The 17,465-nt window shown below is 37.3% G+C and carries 21 protein-coding genes and 1 pseudogene; 13 read left to right on the top strand and 9 right to left on the bottom strand.

Annotated elements, in window-relative coordinates; genetic code table 11:
* Positions 1 to 29 precede the first annotated feature (29 nt).
* The 4 genes from ACWYN3_RS23900 to ACWYN3_RS23885 all read right to left on the bottom strand — a co-directional run bounded on the left by ACWYN3_RS23900 (position 30) and on the right by ACWYN3_RS23885 (position 2,215).
* The gene (locus ACWYN3_RS23900) at positions 30 to 470 is read right to left on the bottom strand and encodes a hypothetical protein (RefSeq protein ID WP_456216644.1); all 441 of its coding nucleotides are present in this window, start codon (positions 468 to 470) and stop codon (positions 30 to 32) included.
* A 110-nt stretch (positions 471 to 580) separates the two neighbouring features.
* A complete protein-coding gene (locus ACWYN3_RS23895) occupies positions 581 to 934 on the bottom strand; it encodes a DUF4974 domain-containing protein (protein WP_456216643.1) in 354 nt (117 codons plus the stop codon).
* A 61-nt stretch (positions 935 to 995) separates the two neighbouring features.
* Positions 996 to 1,592, bottom strand: coding sequence for a FecR family protein (locus tag ACWYN3_RS23890; protein WP_456216642.1), 597 nt, complete (start codon positions 1,590 to 1,592; stop codon positions 996 to 998).
* Positions 1,593 to 1,639: 47 nt separating this feature from the next.
* Entirely contained in the window at positions 1,640 to 2,215 is a 576-nt protein-coding gene (locus ACWYN3_RS23885; protein WP_456216641.1) for an RNA polymerase sigma factor, read from the bottom strand.
* A 337-nt stretch (positions 2,216 to 2,552) separates the two neighbouring features.
* On the opposite strand from ACWYN3_RS23885, the gene ACWYN3_RS23880 reads away from it, so the two are divergent.
* From ACWYN3_RS23880 to ACWYN3_RS23840, 9 genes are all read left to right on the top strand, one after another.
* A complete protein-coding gene (locus tag ACWYN3_RS23880) occupies positions 2,553 to 4,049 on the top strand; it encodes a hypothetical protein (protein WP_456216640.1) in 1,497 nt (498 codons plus the stop codon).
* 110 nt (positions 4,050 to 4,159) lie between these two features.
* Complete coding sequence (locus tag ACWYN3_RS23875; RefSeq protein WP_456216639.1) at positions 4,160 to 4,594, top strand: MG2 domain-containing protein; 435 nt, start codon at positions 4,160 to 4,162, stop codon at positions 4,592 to 4,594.
* A 46-nt stretch (positions 4,595 to 4,640) separates the two neighbouring features.
* The gene (locus tag ACWYN3_RS23870; RefSeq protein WP_456216638.1) at positions 4,641 to 5,558 is read left to right on the top strand and encodes a hypothetical protein; all 918 of its coding nucleotides are present in this window, start codon (positions 4,641 to 4,643) and stop codon (positions 5,556 to 5,558) included.
* Entirely contained in the window at positions 5,485 to 7,539 is a 2,055-nt protein-coding gene (locus ACWYN3_RS23865) for an alpha-2-macroglobulin family protein (RefSeq protein WP_456216637.1), read from the top strand. Before ACWYN3_RS23870 ends, ACWYN3_RS23865 begins: the two co-directional genes overlap by 74 nt.
* Positions 7,529 to 8,593, top strand: a complete 1,065-nt coding sequence (locus tag ACWYN3_RS23860) for a hypothetical protein (protein ID WP_456216636.1) — start codon at positions 7,529 to 7,531, stop codon at positions 8,591 to 8,593. Before ACWYN3_RS23865 ends, ACWYN3_RS23860 begins: the two co-directional genes overlap by 11 nt.
* Complete coding sequence (locus ACWYN3_RS23855) at positions 8,542 to 8,910, top strand: alpha-2-macroglobulin family protein (RefSeq protein ID WP_456223133.1); 369 nt, start codon at positions 8,542 to 8,544, stop codon at positions 8,908 to 8,910. Before ACWYN3_RS23860 ends, ACWYN3_RS23855 begins: the two co-directional genes overlap by 52 nt.
* A gap of 21 nt (positions 8,911 to 8,931) precedes the next feature.
* A complete protein-coding gene (locus tag ACWYN3_RS23850) occupies positions 8,932 to 9,555 on the top strand; it encodes a PAS domain-containing protein (RefSeq protein ID WP_456216635.1) in 624 nt (207 codons plus the stop codon).
* Positions 9,552 to 9,761: a hypothetical protein gene (locus ACWYN3_RS23845; RefSeq protein WP_456216634.1), complete on the top strand. Its 210-nt coding sequence runs from the start codon at positions 9,552 to 9,554 to the stop codon at positions 9,759 to 9,761. The genes ACWYN3_RS23850 and ACWYN3_RS23845 overlap by 4 nt, the downstream gene beginning before the upstream one ends.
* Entirely contained in the window at positions 9,722 to 10,540 is an 819-nt protein-coding gene (locus ACWYN3_RS23840; RefSeq protein WP_456216633.1) for a PAS domain S-box protein, read from the top strand. The genes ACWYN3_RS23845 and ACWYN3_RS23840 overlap by 40 nt, the downstream gene beginning before the upstream one ends.
* Positions 10,541 to 10,560: 20 nt before the next feature.
* Here ACWYN3_RS23840 and ACWYN3_RS23835 read toward each other — a convergent pair whose 3' ends face one another.
* The 4 genes from ACWYN3_RS23835 to ACWYN3_RS23820 form a co-directional block, all read right to left on the bottom strand.
* Positions 10,561 to 10,860 carry a DUF5996 family protein gene (locus tag ACWYN3_RS23835; RefSeq protein WP_456216632.1) on the bottom strand — a complete coding sequence of 100 codons (300 nt, stop codon included), beginning with the start codon at positions 10,858 to 10,860 and terminating at the stop codon, positions 10,561 to 10,563.
* Positions 10,748 to 11,020, bottom strand: a complete 273-nt coding sequence (locus tag ACWYN3_RS23830) for a DUF5996 family protein (RefSeq protein WP_456223132.1) — start codon at positions 11,018 to 11,020, stop codon at positions 10,748 to 10,750. The genes ACWYN3_RS23835 and ACWYN3_RS23830 overlap by 113 nt, the downstream gene beginning before the upstream one ends.
* Complete coding sequence (locus ACWYN3_RS23825; RefSeq protein WP_456216631.1) at positions 10,945 to 11,493, bottom strand: DUF5996 family protein; 549 nt, start codon at positions 11,491 to 11,493, stop codon at positions 10,945 to 10,947. Before ACWYN3_RS23825 ends, ACWYN3_RS23830 begins: the two co-directional genes overlap by 76 nt.
* A 61-nt stretch (positions 11,494 to 11,554) precedes the next feature.
* Positions 11,555 to 12,133, bottom strand: a complete 579-nt coding sequence (locus tag ACWYN3_RS23820; RefSeq protein ID WP_456216630.1) for a CAP domain-containing protein — start codon at positions 12,131 to 12,133, stop codon at positions 11,555 to 11,557.
* A gap of 362 nt (positions 12,134 to 12,495) precedes the next feature.
* Between ACWYN3_RS23820 and ACWYN3_RS23815 the strand changes: the two are divergent.
* Positions 12,496 to 13,390: pseudogene (locus ACWYN3_RS23815) on the top strand (M57 family metalloprotease).
* A 160-nt stretch (positions 13,391 to 13,550) separates the two neighbouring features.
* Positions 13,551 to 13,949, top strand: coding sequence for a nuclease A inhibitor family protein (locus ACWYN3_RS23810; RefSeq protein WP_456216629.1), 399 nt, complete (start codon positions 13,551 to 13,553; stop codon positions 13,947 to 13,949).
* 600 nt (positions 13,950 to 14,549) lie between these two features.
* On the opposite strand, the gene ACWYN3_RS23805 is transcribed toward ACWYN3_RS23810, so the two are convergent.
* Positions 14,550 to 15,266, bottom strand: a complete 717-nt coding sequence (locus ACWYN3_RS23805) for a universal stress protein (RefSeq protein ID WP_456216628.1) — start codon at positions 15,264 to 15,266, stop codon at positions 14,550 to 14,552.
* Between the two features lie 204 nt (positions 15,267 to 15,470).
* Between ACWYN3_RS23805 and ACWYN3_RS23800 the strand changes: the two genes are divergently transcribed.
* Entirely contained in the window at positions 15,471 to 16,145 is a 675-nt protein-coding gene (locus tag ACWYN3_RS23800; protein ID WP_456216627.1) for a FadR/GntR family transcriptional regulator, read from the top strand.
* Positions 16,146 to 16,178: 33 nt separating this feature from the next.
* Complete coding sequence (locus ACWYN3_RS23795) at positions 16,179 to 17,417, top strand: MFS transporter (protein WP_456216626.1); 1,239 nt, start codon at positions 16,179 to 16,181, stop codon at positions 17,415 to 17,417.
* Positions 17,418 to 17,465 lie beyond the last annotated feature (48 nt).

Genomic DNA, 17,465 nt, shown 5'->3' with positions numbered 1-17,465 from the left:
GCCGGAAACTCTCTAATTGTAGCTGCGATTTAGGTTTCTCCGGTTTTAGAGGAAGAAATCGTACCACTTATAGTATGCCGTCCCTGACCTTCTGCCGGATTTGCCGCCGGGTCGGCCAGAACCTTTTTTTCTTTAGCAGCGTCAAATTTGATGTAAACTTCCTGACCCAGCTCCGTGAATTTAAAGGGCTGACCAGAGAAAACTTTAGTTAATACATCATTCAGGCTTTTATCCTGGGCAAGAACAGTTATTTTTAATTTACTATTTGCAACCTGTTCATTATACGTGAATTTAATTCCGCCTGCCAGGCTGATTTTATCTAATGCTGATTTTAACGGTTCATTTTTCAGACTGATGCTTAACTTTTTTCCTAATGGACTTTGTGCATAGGATCTTACCTGTAGAAACACCAGAAGCAGTAACAATATGGCAATAAATGCCAGGAACCTTAACGGTTCGTATTTTTTCATAACTTTATATTTAAATATTGATTTAATCTGCCCTATATAGTTCTCAAGGCTTGGGCATTTTTTAATTGATTTGTACGATGTCCGGTTTTCTAGGCTTAGATACCGGACATTTATCTTACAATAACATATCGCCCTCCTTCTTTCTTCCAGTTTACTTCCATTACTGTACTTAATTTATCCAGGCATTGTTCTATGGACATAGTCATATCAAGCTGGCCATAAAATTTATTGTGATCAAGATCGGGGCTCAGGCCAATCTGTAAATGATACTGCAATTCCAGATCTGTAATTACAGCTTTGAAAATACTTCCCTTATAGTCAAAGAGACCTAAACGCCTGTTCAGGAAATCTCCTGCATCGGGGAAATTAGTTTTAATGATTTTTTCTGAAGACTTGTCAACAGTAATTCTTTGATTGGAGGTAATAATAACCGGCTTTGTATTATTTACATTTTTTAAAGCCACAGCGACTTTTCCAGTAACCAGCGTTACATTGATATTCTGCTGGTCTTTGTAAGCACTAACATTAAAACTTGTTCCTAATACATGTGCTTATCTGCCCGCTTTGAATGATAAATGGATGATCAGCATCATGTGTAACTTCAAAGAAGGCTTCACCATCCAGGCTGACTATCCTTTTGTCGTCATTGAACTGGGCAGGATACGTCAGTTTACTATTCGGGCTAAGCCAGACTTTGGTACCATCCGCCAATATTAATTGTTTACGCTCAGCGTTTTTACTGAAGGCCTCTAACTGATGCACGGGATTTAAAATTTGAGATACTTCAGCGCGATATAAGTAAGCGCCGCCCAAAACAAGCAGGATAGCTGCAGCTGCGGTAAAAGCCCTGAAGCCATAACTAATCCTGCGAGTCAGCATTGGCCTCACATGTGTAATTTCTTTAGGAAGGAAAGGAGGGATTAACCCGGTTTCTGATATCATTTCTGTCTGATCCCAGGTTGCAGACATTAAACCCGTTAGTTCTTCATCGTCCTGATTCTCTTCGATTAAAAAAAAAAAAACGTTCAAGTTCGTTGAAGAAGAGCACTGATTCGTTAAATACAGATGATATAGTAGCTTTAGTTCCTCTTTTTTGTCCATAGCATTTAAAAATGAGGCCATATTCTGCCCTTTTTCTAAATACTATACAACTGTCGGAGCCATAAGGACTAGTTGGAGTTAAAATAATTTGAAGAAGCAATGATAAAACAGATGATACTACCATTTTTGCCTACATAATCACGAATAGACCGGCTGGCTTCAACTATATGATTTTTTACCGTGTTTTTTGAAATGTTTAGTTTTTGCGCAATTTCATCATGGCTTAGCTCTTCTACCCGGCTTAACTTGTAAATGATTTTTTTTTGCTGCGGTAAACGGTCTATAGCTTCATCATAGATCTTACGAAGCTCTTTCTCCATCATATGATCCTCTGTACGATTGGAACTGATTTCTATCGTATGAAAAATTTGTTCTTGTAAAGCTCTTTCGCGGGCTGCCTTTTTAAGGTAGTTCAGGACATGATTTAAGGTAATCTTTTTAATATAGGCACTAAATGATAACTCAAGATTAAGCTGATCTCTTTTTTGCCATATTTTGATAAATACTTCCTGAACAATCTCTTCCGCAATGTCGGATGATTTGCATAATTGATAAGCATAAGTATATATCTTGCTTCTATACTGGTTATAGATTTGTATAAAAGCAGGTTCATCACCCTCCCTGAGTTTGATCAGCAAGTCCATGTGCTCTAGCTTGTCTAATTGAGATCTGTCCATGAATATAGGGGACAATGATAAATATTAATTTTTGAAACTACTGGTCATTTAATAAATTGACCGGGCCATTACGGTTATTGGTTCTGTTAGGTAATTGATTATTCCATCTAAAGAGGAGTTCCATATCTTTGGCTCTAAACAAGATTAAAAGATGCAAGGCTGAAGGGAATGCATTCTGTATTAATTTTTATCTCAGCTTAATAAATCAAATTAATTATGCCGTAATATTTAGACATTTGCAGTAGCTTACCATAGGTTATGGATTTTGTGCATATAAATCCATCTTCTCTTAAAATCGCTGCATATGAAAATCGCTTTACGCCTTGTACTATGTCTTACCTGCCTTTTATTATTTGCGGCAAAAACCTTCTCTCAGCAACATCTCAAAAACAACGACTTCCTTAAAGTCGATTCTCTGGCCAATAAACAAAAGCCTAAAGAGGCTCTGGCACTTATAAACAGTTTGAATAAACAAGCCAGAAAGGAAGGCAATACCATATTGCTCATTAAATCAGCAATGTACCGGACGATGTTTCAAAGCTATTTGGAAGAAGATGCCTTCACGAAAATCCTGGTAGATTTAAGAGATGACATACATGCAGCTAAACAACCAGAAAAAAGTGTACTGCAATCTTTACTGGCAGAAACCTACTGGGAGTTTTATCAGCAAAACAGATATAAAATATATCAGCGTACCAAAGTACAGACCAATATAGGGAACGATATCAATACATGGTCTATCGGGAAGATAACCGATGAAATTGTAAAAACCCTTATTTCATCACTTTCTGAGAAGAAGTTATTACAGGACACAAAGATTGGGGATTTAAATAATGTTCTTCTTGGTGATACATCTACAAGGTATTTAAGACCTTCTCTTTACGATTTATTAGCACACCGTGCACTGAAAATTTTAACTAATTCTCAGATTGATCTGGCTAAAACTACAGATGATGGCTTTGATCTGAATAACCCACAGTTATTTGCTGACCATAAAATGTTTTCAGCTTTAAAAATCAATGTAAGTGACAGCACTATTTTAATTGCAGAACAGATAAATATCTTTCAGAATCTCCTTAAGTATCATTCCGGACACCATAATGATGCTGCATTGGCAGATGCCGATCTGAAAAGATTAAAGTTTGTCTATGAGAAGAGTACAAACCTGAATAAGGAAGAATACTATCTTAAGGCCATTGATTTATTAGCGGCACAAGCAATTCATACAGAGATATATGCTGACATATTATATGAGCAGGCACTATATTATAAGAAAGACCAAAATGGTAATAAGCCAGACCTGGTTAAATCGGTGGAACTTGCTGATAAAGCTATCCGGGCCTTCCCGAAAAGCAATGGGGCAAAAAATGCAGCAAATCTGATTAAAGAGATCAATAGTAAATCACTCCATATTCAATTAAAAGAATTCAGTCATCCAGGCCAGCCATCTCAGCTTTACTTTACCTATAAAAATATTGATACTATACAATTGCAACTTTATAAAGTACCAGTTACTTTTAATGAATATAACTTCAATGAGGATGAAAAATACAAAGACTTCCTGAAAACACATAAACCCATAAAAAGCTGGAATGAAGTTTTACCAAAATCAGTTGATTACCAGCAACACACATTAATTGGAAAGATGGATGCACTTCCTTATGGTAATTATATTGTCATTGTGCAAAATACAATTGATACCGGCAAGGCAGATCGTATAGTTCAACATAGTAATTTCAGCGTTACTTCTATGGCTGTAACGCAAAGATTTTTATCAATGATAAAAATGAATACATTATAGCTAACAGTCTTTCTGGTAGTCCCTTAAGCGGGGTAGTTGTTCAGGAAACTTTAACGGGTTTAAAGGATAATATAACTATTAATTACCAGACCCCTTTATTTAAAACTGATGTGGCAGGTTATGTATCTATGAGCTATCAGGAACGGGTAAATGGAGGTCGTGCGATGTTTGTAAACGGAGTTGATACCCTATATACACCGCTTAATAATTACAGGAATTATCGGGACGAGAAGAAAAGTAAGAAAGTAATTCTATTCACCGACCGAGCGATTTACCGTCCGGGGCAGACTGTGTTCTATAAAGGGCTTCTGATGGAAAACAGGAATGACAAAAACACTATCCTTCCTGCCCAAAGTCTGGAAGTAACTTTTGAAGATGTTAATGATAACGAGATAGGAAAGGTTACGGTGAAAACCAATGATTACGGGACTTTTCAAGGTTCCTTTACCATCCCAACAGGTAAATTAAACGGGAGTATGTTGTTGACTACCAAAATATGGCAGTATTGGTATTCAGGTAGAAGAATACAAAAGACCCACGTTTGAAGTCGTTTTTGATCCTTTAAACCAAAAATATAAATTAAATGATAGTGTGAAAGTACAGGGAAAGGCATTGTCTTTCTCTGGCTATTCAGTTACAGGAGCTAAGGTAAGCTATAAGGTTTACCGGAGTACAGTTCAAAATTTTAATTACCGTCGTTCTTTTCAACGCGAATCAACAAAGCAAATCGCTATCGGTACCACCGAAACCAAAGAAGGCGGGAGTTTTAACATAACCTTCTTTACTAATGCAGACCGCAGTGTAAATGAAAATTATATTTTTAATGTTACTGCCGATATTACAGATCTTAACGGAGAAACCAGGTCAGCTACTAAAAGTATAACTGTCGGTAAAGTGGATATGGTTTTAAACACCAGTATTCCTGAACGGTTATTTTTGGAATCAAAAACTGACAGTATACCCTTTACGGTACAAAATCTGAATGGAGAAACCATCGCAGCCAAATTGAAGGCCGAATGGACTTTACTTCAGTCTCCCGGACGACTGATTAATATAAATACGTTTTCGGCTATAGCTGAAAACTATAGTTTAAGCAAAGATAAATTTCTTAAAGAATTTCCTTTTGAAGGATACAAAGGTGATCATGATCCGGCGAACTGGATTTCACTTCAAAACAAACTCAATCAGGATGTCACAGTGAGTCATGGGAAAGGAGCATTGGTTTTAAATGAGAAAAGCCTGTCTCCTGGTTATTATAAGGTTAAACTTACGGCAAAAAACGAGCTTAACGATACAGTTTCTACAACCAGAATAGTTCGGATTTATACGACCGGCCCTGTTGTTATACAAAGTATGAATGAATGGTTAATCACTGAAAAAGCAACGGTTAAACCATCAGAAAGTGCTGTATTCAGAATCGCGGGGGCGCTTCCAGATGCGAAAGCATATTACGAGATCTATTATAAAGGGCAGAATCGCAGAGAAAGTATGGATCAAAGTATCCCCTAAACAGACCATCCTTAAAATTCCGGTAAAGCAAGGCTATGAGGATGAATTTGCAGTTCAGTTTACTATGATACAGAACGGCATGATTTATAACTATATGCGGCCTGTGAAAATTGTTGATCTCTCCAAAGAACTGGATGTTAATTTCTTAACCTTTCGTAATAAATTACAACCCGGAGAAAAGGAAAGCTGGAAACTAAAGATCACTAGTAAAAAAGGTGAAAAGCAGATGGCCGAAATGGTAGCTACACTGTATGATGCGTCATTGGACCATTTGAAAAAACTGGAATGGGAAGATGTAGTTTCACCTTCTTATGATTACAGCACTTACAACTGGAGATTTGATTTGAATAATATACATAGTGGAAATGAGCTTTGGTTTTTAAGAAATTATGCGGACTATTTTCAAAATGCTGAGCGTAACTATGAAACATTGAATGCGGTTGGATTTGATATTCAGATGGGTTATCGGAATGCATTTCAGCAATATTTGCAGAAACTGGCTGTAAACGAGAGAAGAGGTAGTTCTGTAATAGCTGTTAAAAAATTGGCGAAACTGCAAAATGGTACTGATAAATATGGCGTGATCACTAACAGTGAAGGTTATGTCATACCGGGAGCGGTGGTCATGTTAGGTAGGATCAAGGTTACTGCCGATGCTGACGGTATTTATACCATCAAAGCGAAATCAGGTGATCAGCTAAGAGTGGGGGCTATAGGTTATAAATTTTTAATGGTTACTATAACCCAGGCTAAAAGGTTTGACATTGTGCTGGAAGAGGATGGAAATAGATTGAGTGAACTTGTTCTAATGCCGTCACCTATGCAGAAAAGGGCTATGAGTGCTAGCACGAGAGTAGTACTTAGAGGAAGTTCGGGTTTGGGACTAAACGGTCAGGCTGCTGGTATTCAGGTTAAAACCGGTTATGCAGAATCGGCGGATATTGTTGTGACGACGAATAGTAAAACTGATGCCCCGAAAGATGATCTCTATAATGAAACAGGAGAAGCCCTGAAAGTTATCCCAAGAACAAATTTTAATGAAACAGCTTTCTTCTATCCGCAATTGGAAACCAATGAAGCTGGTGAAATCAATATTGAGTTTACCATTCCTCAATCTTTAACGCGTTATAAAATGATGGGCTTTGCTCATACTAAGGATCTGAAAACAGGGACTATTGAACGCGAGCTGATTACTCAGAAGCAATTAGCTATTTCAGCAAATGCACCACGTTTCTTCCGCGAAGGGGATACCATTTTGCTCAGTGCCAAGTTGAATAACCTTTCAGGGAAAGTGCTTAACGGAAATGCATCTTTAGAACTAAGAGATGCTCTAACAGGGAAAATTATCCGGATTTTTTCACCGGAAGGAAAATCACTACAGGAATTTAAAGTTGCAGATAAAGGGAATGAAGTGTTAAAATGGCCGTTAATTATTCCATCGGGAATCGGTGCAATCACTTATAAAGTTCTTGCTCAATCAGGGAAATACAGTGACGGGGAAGAAATGACTATTCCGGTTTTACCCAATGCAATGCTGGTTACGGAAACTATGCCATTGAATGTCCGTGGAAATACCACAAAGACCTTTACATTGGATAAATTATTACAATCAGGGTCATCAAAAACATTAAAGAATCAGAGCTTAACACTGGAATTTACAGCTAATCCTATCTGGTATGCCATACAGTCTCTGCCTTATTTAATGGAATACCCTTATGAATGTGCGGAACAAACTTTTAGTCGTTTTTATGCGAATAGTTTTGCAACTGGAATCATTAATAGTTCTCCGAAAATAAAACGAGTATTTAATCAGTGGCAGCAAAATAATAACGGAGAAGCGTTACTGTCAAACTTAGAAAAGAACCCGGAACTGAAGTCGGTCTTATTAGAAGAAACCCCCTGGGTAAGAGCGGCAGCCTCAGAAACTGAACAGAAAAAAAGACTTGCTGTTTTTTTTGACCTGAACCAGGATGACTTATGAGCTGAAAAGTAATTTCGAAAAGCTGGAAAAAATGCAGAAACCAAACGGATCTTTTGCCTGGTTCACCGGAATGAGTGACGACAGATATATTACCCAGCACATTGTATTGGGAATGGGGCAGCTTAAACATTTGAAACTTATCGATGAAAAAGCATATCCTGCATTTAATTCAACATTAAATAAAGCGATCATCTATCTGGATAATCAATTAATAGCAGATTTTAAAAGAGAGAAAGCTGGTAAAGGTGTCGCTTATCTGCCATTGCATTATTTATACGGACGCAGTTATACAGTTCAGAAAAACAATGATCCAGGTTTTAACAAGGCCGTTGCTTATTATTTGAAAAAAGTAGCTGATAACTGGAAAACTATGGAGCCTTATCAACAAGGTCAGGCGGCATTGGTTTTAAGCAGAAACGGAAATAAGGCCGAAGCTTTGAAAATCATGAACCTATTAAAAGAAAGGGCGCAGCAAAATGACGAAATGGGGATGTACTGGGTTAACAATCGCAATGGCTGGTGGTGGTATCAGAACCCAATAGAGACACAGGCACTTTTAATAGAAGCTTTTGATGAAGTTGCTGGGGATGCGAAATCAGTAGAAGAAATGAAGATCTGGCTGCTGAAAAACAAACAGACTAACGATTGGAAAACAACCAAAGCTACTGCAGCCGCATGTTATGCGCTTTTGAGGAAAGGCTATAATTTACTTGAAGAATCAGCTGAACCAGGGATCCTGATCGGCAATAAAACATTTAGTGAAATTGGCATGACCGATACCGGAAAAGAAGCTGGTACAGGTTACCAGAAAGTAAGTATAGCCGGGGCGAATGTCAAACCAGAGATGGGTACTATTCAAGTTAAAAATAATAATAGAACAATTGCCTGGGGTGGGGTATACTGGCAGTATTTTGAACAGCTTGATAAAATTACCCCTTCGCAAACAGGAGTTAAAATTAAGAAGCAGTTTTTTACAGACAGAAACAGACTGCTAAGGGAGACATACTTACCCCGCTTAATCCAGCTAATGTTCTTAAGCCAGGCGATTTATTAAAAGTCAGGATAGAAATTTATGCAGACAGAGATATGGAATATGTACATTTAAAGGATATGAGATCAGCAGGTTTTGAACCCATAAATGTAATTTCTCAGTACAAATATCAAGATGGACTGGGTTATTATGAAAGCACTAAAGATGCTTCAACAAATTTCTTTATCAGCTATTTGCGTAAAGGGGTTTATGTATTTGAATATGCATTAAGAGTAACTCATGCAGGTGATTTCTCTAATGGAATAACTTCTTTGCAATGTATGTACGCTCCTGAATTCACCACCCACTCTGAAGGAATCAGGGTAAAAGTTAAACCTTAATTCACCCCTAATTCCGGTTAATTGAAAAATAAGAATCACATCGTACTATTGTACATTATTATAGGCTGCATCTGGGTTGTTTTAAGCGATCAGGTAATTGCCTTTTTGATAGACGGAATGCCTGTTAAAGATCGTGCTCTGATTAATAGTTTGAAGGGGTTTATGTTTATTGCATTCAGTGCATTATTACTGCATTACCTGGTTAATCTCTATAACGCAGGCAAAAAGCGGGAGTTAAATTATTTGCAGCGTGATTTAGAGAATAGCAGGAAACAGCAGCAGCAATGGTATTACGCGCAAAAGATGGCCAGGGTTGCTGGTTGGGAATATTTTCTTCAGACGGATGAAGTCATGTGGTCTGATAATTTATATGCATTGTTTGGTTTAGAGCCAAATGCAGCTATTACACCGGCATCATTTTTTCTGGAACAGATCCATCCGGATGATCTGGCCGGATTCCTTGAACAGCATGATAAGACTGTCGCAGCAGGTGAAATGGATTATACACATCGTTTAAAAATAGATAACGAGTGGCACTATGTACGTCATGCAGGGATTGTCGTTTATCAGGACGGAAAACCATATAAAATAAGCGGTGTATTGAAAGATATTAATGAAAGCTATATAACCGGGAACTATTGTTGAATAATGCTTTGGAAAGATATGAGCTGGTTAACAAGGCAACGCATGATGCTATATGGGATTGGGAGTTAGCTACGGACCGGGTAACCTGGAATTCAGGTTTACAGCAGTTATTCGGATATGATAATAATCAATCATATTTTTTGTACCAGAATGGTGGATCGGCAAAATGCACCCATCCGATAGCAAAAGGGTATCGGCCAGTATAAATTCATTTGTTAAGCAAGCTAAAAAGCGTTGGGACGCTACTTACAGAGTTCTTTGCGCTGATGGAACGTATAAATATGTCTTTGACCAGGCTTATTTGCTTACTGACGATGATGGTACACCTAAACGTATCATTGGTGCAGTTAAAGACATTGATGAACTCAGACAGAAAGACGAACAAAACAGGCAGTTGGCAGAGGTCGTGAGCAAAGTTAAAAGTGGAGTCGTGATCAAAGATACAGATGGAAAAATAAGCTGGGTTAACCATTCATTTGAAAAGTTGTCAGGTTACACACTGGAGGAGTTGAAAGGGAAATTGCCGCGTGAAATATTACATGGACCAGAAACAAGCCCGGCTACCAAAGATTTTATTTCTGCATCGCTCAAAGTGAATGACTTCTTTAATATTGAAATAATAAATTATTCTAAAAGCGGTAATCCGTATTGGGTGGAAGTTAATAGTACTTCAATCTTTGATTCGGAAGACCAGCATTCCGGGTATATAGATATTGTAACTGAAATTACTGAACGGAAAAAACGTGAGGAACAGATTAATGAACAAAATCAGGCTTTAAAGGAGATTGCCTGGATTAATTCGCATGAGATCAGAAAGCCGGTAGCTTCTATATTGGGGTTGTCAGCTTTGGCTAAAAGTACCTCGGATATTGAAGAGAAGGAAGAATATTATGCGAAAATAAACAGTTGCATAAAAGAAATGGATGAGATTATTCACCAGACATCAGCGAAGGTAAATGAGCTGATGGGAAAAGAGGAGCAGTAAACAAAAAGACATGTGGGTAATTACGGTTCCAGATCGGAAAAATCACATTCAAGAGCTGTTCTGTCCCAGTTTCCGGTTATTGCAGCAGCTTCATAAGTGGACTGTAAAAACTCCATCAGAAATTTTTCCGGATCAGGAGCATTTCTAACATCATCATAATGAAGAATAAACTCTCCTAGATCTTTATTAAAGAATGCCTTTTCAGGTTTAACAGGTTGATCTTTGAAAGTTTCTGGCGTTGGATAGCAGTAGGCATAAAAAAAAAATCGGATGAGGAAAACTATCGCTGCCTGGCCAAAAACCGCAACTACTAACTTCATGTGAGTAGGCCTCTTGCATTACGTCCAATGGCATATTAGGCATCCCGCCGGCATGCTTCGGTGCCATTCTGCCCGAAAACCGTGTTACAGCCAGATCGAAGCCTCCCCAGAAGAAATGAACCGGACTGCATTTTCCGCTGAATTTCGCCCTGAATCTGATGAAAAAACAGACTCCATTCTAACCAATGCCTGCCAGAAAGCAAATATTTGCTTTTCATCATACTGACAATGGACATGATCTTCTTTAAATGGAATGGCAACTTCTATTTCATTTGGTTTTGCATATATTTCTGCATTAATTTCCAATAATTGAAGCTTCTCGAAAAGTTCCTGATAAAAACTTGCCACAGTACGGGGGGACAGATTCAATTGCTGCTGTCCATTTGCACTGGACGTAATAATTAGCCGATGGGAGGTGAAATCAAAATCTATCTGGAAAAGACCATTTTTATAGGGAATACTTCCTGTGGTTAACCCCATTGCAGATACATATAAGGTTACATGCCATGAATGGTTCAGCCATGGAGTTTTAACTAACCTGATTTTGCCAACTATCTGCGTCCATAATTGCACAGTTGCTATTGTGTCTTTCAGGTTCCCGAATTTCAGTTCCGGCCAATTAGTGTTAACCATATAATTTGCAGATTAGATTTAATAAATATACGGACGGAATTTAATTTGTGTTAATAAGTGGCTATCTCCTTGTCCCGAATAACTGAGTCCAGTAATTGCCTGTAGAACGTGCAACTCCCATTTCTCTGATGTTAGGACTCATGATATTCTGACAATGTCCATGATCACTATTTATCCATGAATTGAAGGCTTCAATTTCTGTTCGCTGACCCATTGCAATATTTTCGGCATAAGCAGACCAAAGGTATCCGGCAGCAGTCATTCTATCTCCGGGGTTCTTACCGTTCATATCTGTATGGTCAAAATATTTATCTTTTTCCATATCATCTGAATGAACTTTTGCGATTATTGCCAGGTTATTGTTCCATGCAAGTACAGGAACAGGCGGCATTCTGGTAATTCCACCTCCTTGTTCTTTGCAATCACACCCTTTTATCCTGACATCATTGACTAATTTCAGGAAGAGATCATTATTCAGATTGGTCTCCGTATTCTTCTTTTCAGGAATTGATACAGGTAAAACAGAGCTATTAGCAGGAGTAGGAGTATCTTTGGATTTTGTACAAGATATAGAAATTGCACAGCTGATTAAAATCATCAAAAAACTGTTTTTCCATTTTGGTGTGGTACTGTAATTCATACCTGGATTAACGTCATGTTAACAGCTGTATTATGTCTGGTCAGCGACCAAAAATAAAAATGTTAGTCGAAAAGCAGCTGATTTGTAGTTAGCTAAATCACTTTAGTTTAACGTTAGTGTAAGTTATTGAAATTTAATCCCTCTTAAAATACAGTTTAGGTAGTCTATTATAATAGTTCACGTAAAATAATACTAAAGGATATAACACATATATGTGGTTATTTTTTACTTTTGTTCTTGTTGATATCAAGTATTTAACGCTTCTCAACTTCTGTTAAACCTAAGCAGAAGAATTTATTACCAACAAAATTAAATCTAACCGATTTGAAGCAATGAGGCCAATTAACTACTAAAACCAACCTATGAAAACTAAATCTTATTTAAGTCTTATAATCCTGATATTAGGGATTGCAGTATTTATTATTAGCTGTAAAAAAAACAATAACTCAGATGTTCCATCTACGGAACAAAATTCAAATTTAACTAAAGAAGAACAAGCTTCGATAGCCAACGCAGGTCTTTCTCCTGTAGGAGCTATTAAAAAGGATGGTGGCTATTTAGTTGAAGGAGATATCTTCTTAACTCTGGAAGATCTTGCTGCACAGCAGAAATATGTAGCTGATTTGTCAAAGAATGGCCCGAAAACGGAACAATATCGCTCTACGAATATTGTTACTGGTTTGCCTAAGGTTATTACGGTGAGAGTGGATGCTGGTGCATCTCAGAAGGTATTTACTGATGCAACAAAAGCTGCTGTTAAACGCTATAATGATCTGGGGCTTAAACTTACTTTTAATCTTTTGGATTCAGCATCTACTGTTGCAACTGATATTCTAATCAACGGTGCAAATTTAGGTACTATAACTCAGGGAGGTAAAGTGTACACTGTACTTGGACAATCGGCTGGGTTCCCTAAAGGGAAAACCTGCTTCACCGATTAAATTGAGCAATACTTATTATAATAAAGATTATACGCAGAATGAATTGCTTGCTACTGTAATTGCTCATGAAATCGGTCATGCTATTGGTTTCAGACATACAGATTATGCAAACAGAAATTACAGCTGTGATCAGGATGCATATGACAATGGAGATGTATGGAATGAAGGAAAGGGCACTGATGGCGCCGTTCTTATTCCAGGTACACCAGCAGGTGCTGACCCTGATTCATGGATGCTGGCTTGTGCAGGTTCTTCAAGCCGTCCATTCACGGCAAATGATATTATTGCTATCAAAGCACTTTATCCTGTAAAATAATTAAATTAAACATTAGTTGGCCCGGAAAAGCCGCTCCCTGATTTATCTGGGGGCGGCTTTTTTGTACGCTGTTAATAGGAGATGAAATTAGTATTACTTTTTATCAAAGTATATTTTAATTGATACTAATACGTTATTTTAGAATATAATCTCACCAAAAATGGAAAATCAAATCTTATCTGGATTATCAGAAAAAACAAAAGACTTGCTTTATTTTAGCGAATCTGAAGCGCCTGTGGTTATTGAAAACCTGGGGCCGCTTCCAAAAGATCAGTTGAATGCTAAACTCATCGAGTTAAATAGTGAAAATCCTGGTACATTGAAAACAATCGATCAGGATGTTTTCTTTGACTATCTGGTGAAAAGAGCTGATCCCGGAGACCACTTTATGGTGGATAATGCAAATAAATTTACAGCGCTTCATACCTATTTGAAGGAGAATTTTTCTGATATACAGGTGAGCAGGATAGAAGGAGGAGTAAATGTTCCTATCATCATTACAGCCTATCAGCCAGATGGCAGTTGTATTTCTCTGTCTACTTATGCTATTGAGACCTAGGAAATATATAACATCTAAAAGGTTATTGATTTTTTAAATAATCTTTTAGAGCCTGTTTAAAATTCATCTGATAATTTGTTTATGCTTCTTTTTAGCTGCAACTTCGTCCTATTCATTTCTGGTAGGAAGGCTACCAGAAATGAATAGGACTTGTTTCGCTTAAAAATAAGCTATAAACAATCTTATCATCTAAATTTAAACAGACTCTTAGATGTTATGGGATTTCATTAAGATAATCAACCTGATGGTTTCTATGTATAGAGTCAGCTTGTTGTTTTTTATTGCTGAGCTGTTTAGCTGTCTTGTGATCTGTTTTTGGTAAGGGTGTTTTTTGTTTTTCCTGGCTCTGGCAGGCGCAAAGGAATAAACCAAAAAGCAGTAAAACTAATCGTACTTTTTTCATACCCAAATATCGGTACTGCCATTCGATTGGTATAATTGATTGTTTTAATAGTATTGATGGATGAAAAACCGATTGAATAAGTGGCTGATTTTATAAAGGAATTGAAAGAAGGGGGATATTCAATCCTGATGCCATTACACGCGTCTTGCTCCGGTGAATAATATTGGCCCAGAAACCGTATTTTTTTGGAACCATAATCACAGATCGGCTTGAAACTCTATAATTTCTTTTTCTATTTCCCTGATTACCATAATTGATTTCACATTTTTATAATAATATGTAACTCCATCTAACCCATCGTCCAGTACATTTACAACTGATGAGTGTTCAGCCTCGGATCTTAATATTTCTAGTTTTTGATCGACATTAAAAACTTCTACCTGTGCCTTCAGATCTATAGCTACCTCTTTGACACGGGACAACGCTTTTTTAGATAATCCACGTAATACATCACAGGCAAAAAGCACTTTTTTTGTACCCTCAAACCTGGCGTTTTGCGGTACTGCAAGTACTGGGATCTTTAAGTTTCTGATCGCAAAGGAAGTTGTATTTCCCCAAAGATCCTGTTCCAGCGTTTTTTTTTTTTGCATTCCTAAAACAACAAGTTCAGCGTTGTATTTTTTAATCAGCTCTTTCAATTCATCTTCAATAAAAGAAAAGGCAGATTCATGTCCCACTTCAATTTCGTAATCATAAGAAAGAGAAAAAGCCCGTTCTAATAAACGGATCTCATTATCAATCATTAACGCTTGAATACTTGATGCTGGTAAAAGTGTATTAGCGGCATGAAACGGAATGACAAAGGAGTTAAATAAGATAAGCCGTGCATTTTTATGTTTTGCAATTGCAGCCGCATATTCCACTGCATTCTCAGCAAGGATAGAAAAATCAGTTGCAGCAATTATAGTCATCATAAGTTGATTGTGTTTGAACCAATTTAATCAGATGCTTTTATAATTAAAGAGAAAGGGAATTAATTTTACAATAATAAAACTAATTCCAGTGTAGGACGGCCAGTTTAATTGCAGATTAATTGAGTTAGGAATAACGTTTCAAAAAGGACTCTTATACTTTTCTGATATTAAGAATAATTATATACATTTGAATCATCAGATGATATGATGAATAACAGCAATTTAATTTCCCGAAAATCTTTAGCCGACGAAGTCGCTGAAAAACTACAGCAGCAAATCGCCTTTGGCACTTATAGAGTAGACGAAAAACTTCCTATAGAACCAGAATTGATGTTGTTTTTTGGCGTTGGCCGTTCTACAATAAGAGAAGCAATCAAAATCTTAACAAACTGTGGGTTATTGAGAGTTCAGCAGGGTATTGGCACTTTTGTAGAGAATGCAACGGGCATTAAAGAACCATTATCTCAGCGTTTGAAACGCGCGGATTGGAAAGATCTGGATGAAGTACGGCAATTACTGGAAATGAAAATTGCAGAAAAGGCAGCATTAAACAGAACTAAAGCAGATTTAGTAAAAATATATGACTGGCTTAAAAAACGTGATAAAGCGGCGAAAAATGATTTGCTGGAAGAATGTATAGATGCAGATATTCAATTCCATATTTCCATTGCAGAAGCCTCAGGTAATGAAATTCTGATTGATTTGTATAAGTCAGTAGCCATTCATTTAAGAAACTGGTTCCTGGAAGTTTATAAAGACACTAAAGCATTTAAGGAAACCAGTCATCAGCATAAACAGCTTGTTAAAAGTATTGAAGCCGGAGATGCAAAAAAGGCATGGAATAATTCGGCAAAAATCATAGGACATATTTCTCAATAACAGTTTCATCTATAGATGACAATTATATAATTTATGGAAACCAATACAGCAACACTCGATCCCGCTACAAGAAAGGATATCATTCAAAAAACAATTTATCCAATCCTCTTTACAATCAGCTTTACGCATTTATTAAACGATATGCTTCAAGCGGTAATTCCTTCTGTTTATCCGCTTTTCAAAGCTGAGTTTAATCTTTCATTTTCTCAGATTGGTTTGATCACATTGACTTATCAGTTGACAGCTTCGCTTTTACAACCTTTTGTAGGGCATTTTTCTGATAAAAAACCAAAACCTTACTCTCTTGCTATTGGCATGGGATTCACATTAATCGGGTTGATCTTTGTTTCTATGGCAGCCAGTTTTGCTGCAATCCTGGTTTCAGTCGGTTTTATTGGAATAGGTTCTTCGATATTTCACCCTGAGGCCTCGAGAGTTGCTCACCTGGCTTCTGGTGGGAAAAAGGGATTAGCGCAATCTATATTTCAGCTCGGTGGAAATGCAGGAAGCGCAATAGGGCCTTTACTGGCAGCGCTAATCGTTATTCCTTATGGGCAGTTTTATATCATCTGGTTTGGAATTGCAGCTGTAGTAGGTATTCTGATTTTAATCCAGATCGGGAAATGGTATAAAGATCATTTAGATCTTAGAACTAAAGGGAAGGTTCAGAGTTTGGATGAAGTAAAACATACCTTATCAAAAGGGAGAGTAATTGGTTCTATTGTCATCTTGCTGGTACTGATTTTCTCCAAATACTTCTATATGGCAAGTATGACGAGTTATTTTACTTTTTATCTGATTGATAAGTTTCATATTTCTGTTCAGCAGTCGCAACTTTACTTATTTGCATTCTTAGCTGCGGTTGCCGCGGGAACAATGATCGGTGGGCCATTAGGTGACCGTTTCGGCAGAAAATATATTATCTGGATTTCTATTTTAGGAGTTGCTCCATTTACGCTGTTACTTCCTTATACGGGATTATTTTTAACAGGTGTACTTGCCGTAGTAATCGGGGTAATTATCTCTTCAGCTTTCTCTGCAATATTGGTTTATGCCACAGAGCTTATTCCCGGAAAGGTCGGAATGATCGCAGGATTGTTCTTTGGTTTTGCTTTTGGTATGGGTGGGGTAGGATCTGCTGTTTTAGGTAAACTGGCGGATCATACCAGTATAGAATATGTATTTAAGGTTTGTGCTTTCTTACCATTGATTGGGGTGATTACGGGGTTCCTGCCTAATATAGAGAAGAAGAAAAAAAAAAGTGTTGGTTAGAAAAATATAGCTTTTATGGCTCGCTATATTTTTCTCTTTTGACTGAAT

This window comes from Pedobacter sp. NJ-S-72, assembly GCF_053890575.1.
Note: the sequence above shows the minus strand (reverse complement) of the source record. Positions and strands in the feature narration are given on the sequence as shown.

Coding starts and splice junctions, on each gene's coding strand:
- ACWYN3_RS23900 (WP_456216644.1), bottom strand. CDS start 470: ATGAAAAAATACGAACCGTTAAGGTTCCTGGCATTTATTGCCATATTG.
- ACWYN3_RS23890 (WP_456216642.1), bottom strand. CDS start 1,592: ATGGCCTCATTTTTAAATGCTATGGACAAAAAAGAGGAACTAAAGCTA.
- ACWYN3_RS23885 (WP_456216641.1), bottom strand. CDS start 2,215: ATGGACTTGCTGATCAAACTCAGGGAGGGTGATGAACCTGCTTTTATA.
- ACWYN3_RS23880 (WP_456216640.1), top strand. CDS start 2,553: ATGAAAATCGCTTTACGCCTTGTACTATGTCTTACCTGCCTTTTATTA.
- ACWYN3_RS23865 (WP_456216637.1), top strand. CDS start 5,485: ATGCGAAAGCATATTACGAGATCTATTATAAAGGGCAGAATCGCAGAG.
- ACWYN3_RS23860 (WP_456216636.1), top strand. CDS start 7,529: ATGACTTATGAGCTGAAAAGTAATTTCGAAAAGCTGGAAAAAATGCAG.
- ACWYN3_RS23840 (WP_456216633.1), top strand. CDS start 9,722: ATGCACCCATCCGATAGCAAAAGGGTATCGGCCAGTATAAATTCATTT.
- ACWYN3_RS23835 (WP_456216632.1), bottom strand. CDS start 10,860: ATGAAGTTAGTAGTTGCGGTTTTTGGCCAGGCAGCGATAGTTTTCCTC.
- ACWYN3_RS23825 (WP_456216631.1), bottom strand. CDS start 11,493: ATGGTTAACACTAATTGGCCGGAACTGAAATTCGGGAACCTGAAAGAC.
- ACWYN3_RS23820 (WP_456216630.1), bottom strand. CDS start 12,133: ATGAATTACAGTACCACACCAAAATGGAAAAACAGTTTTTTGATGATT.
- ACWYN3_RS23810 (WP_456216629.1), top strand. CDS start 13,551: ATGGAAAATCAAATCTTATCTGGATTATCAGAAAAAACAAAAGACTTG.
- ACWYN3_RS23805 (WP_456216628.1), bottom strand. CDS start 15,266: ATGATGACTATAATTGCTGCAACTGATTTTTCTATCCTTGCTGAGAAT.
- ACWYN3_RS23800 (WP_456216627.1), top strand. CDS start 15,471: ATGATGAATAACAGCAATTTAATTTCCCGAAAATCTTTAGCCGACGAA.
- ACWYN3_RS23795 (WP_456216626.1), top strand. CDS start 16,179: ATGGAAACCAATACAGCAACACTCGATCCCGCTACAAGAAAGGATATC.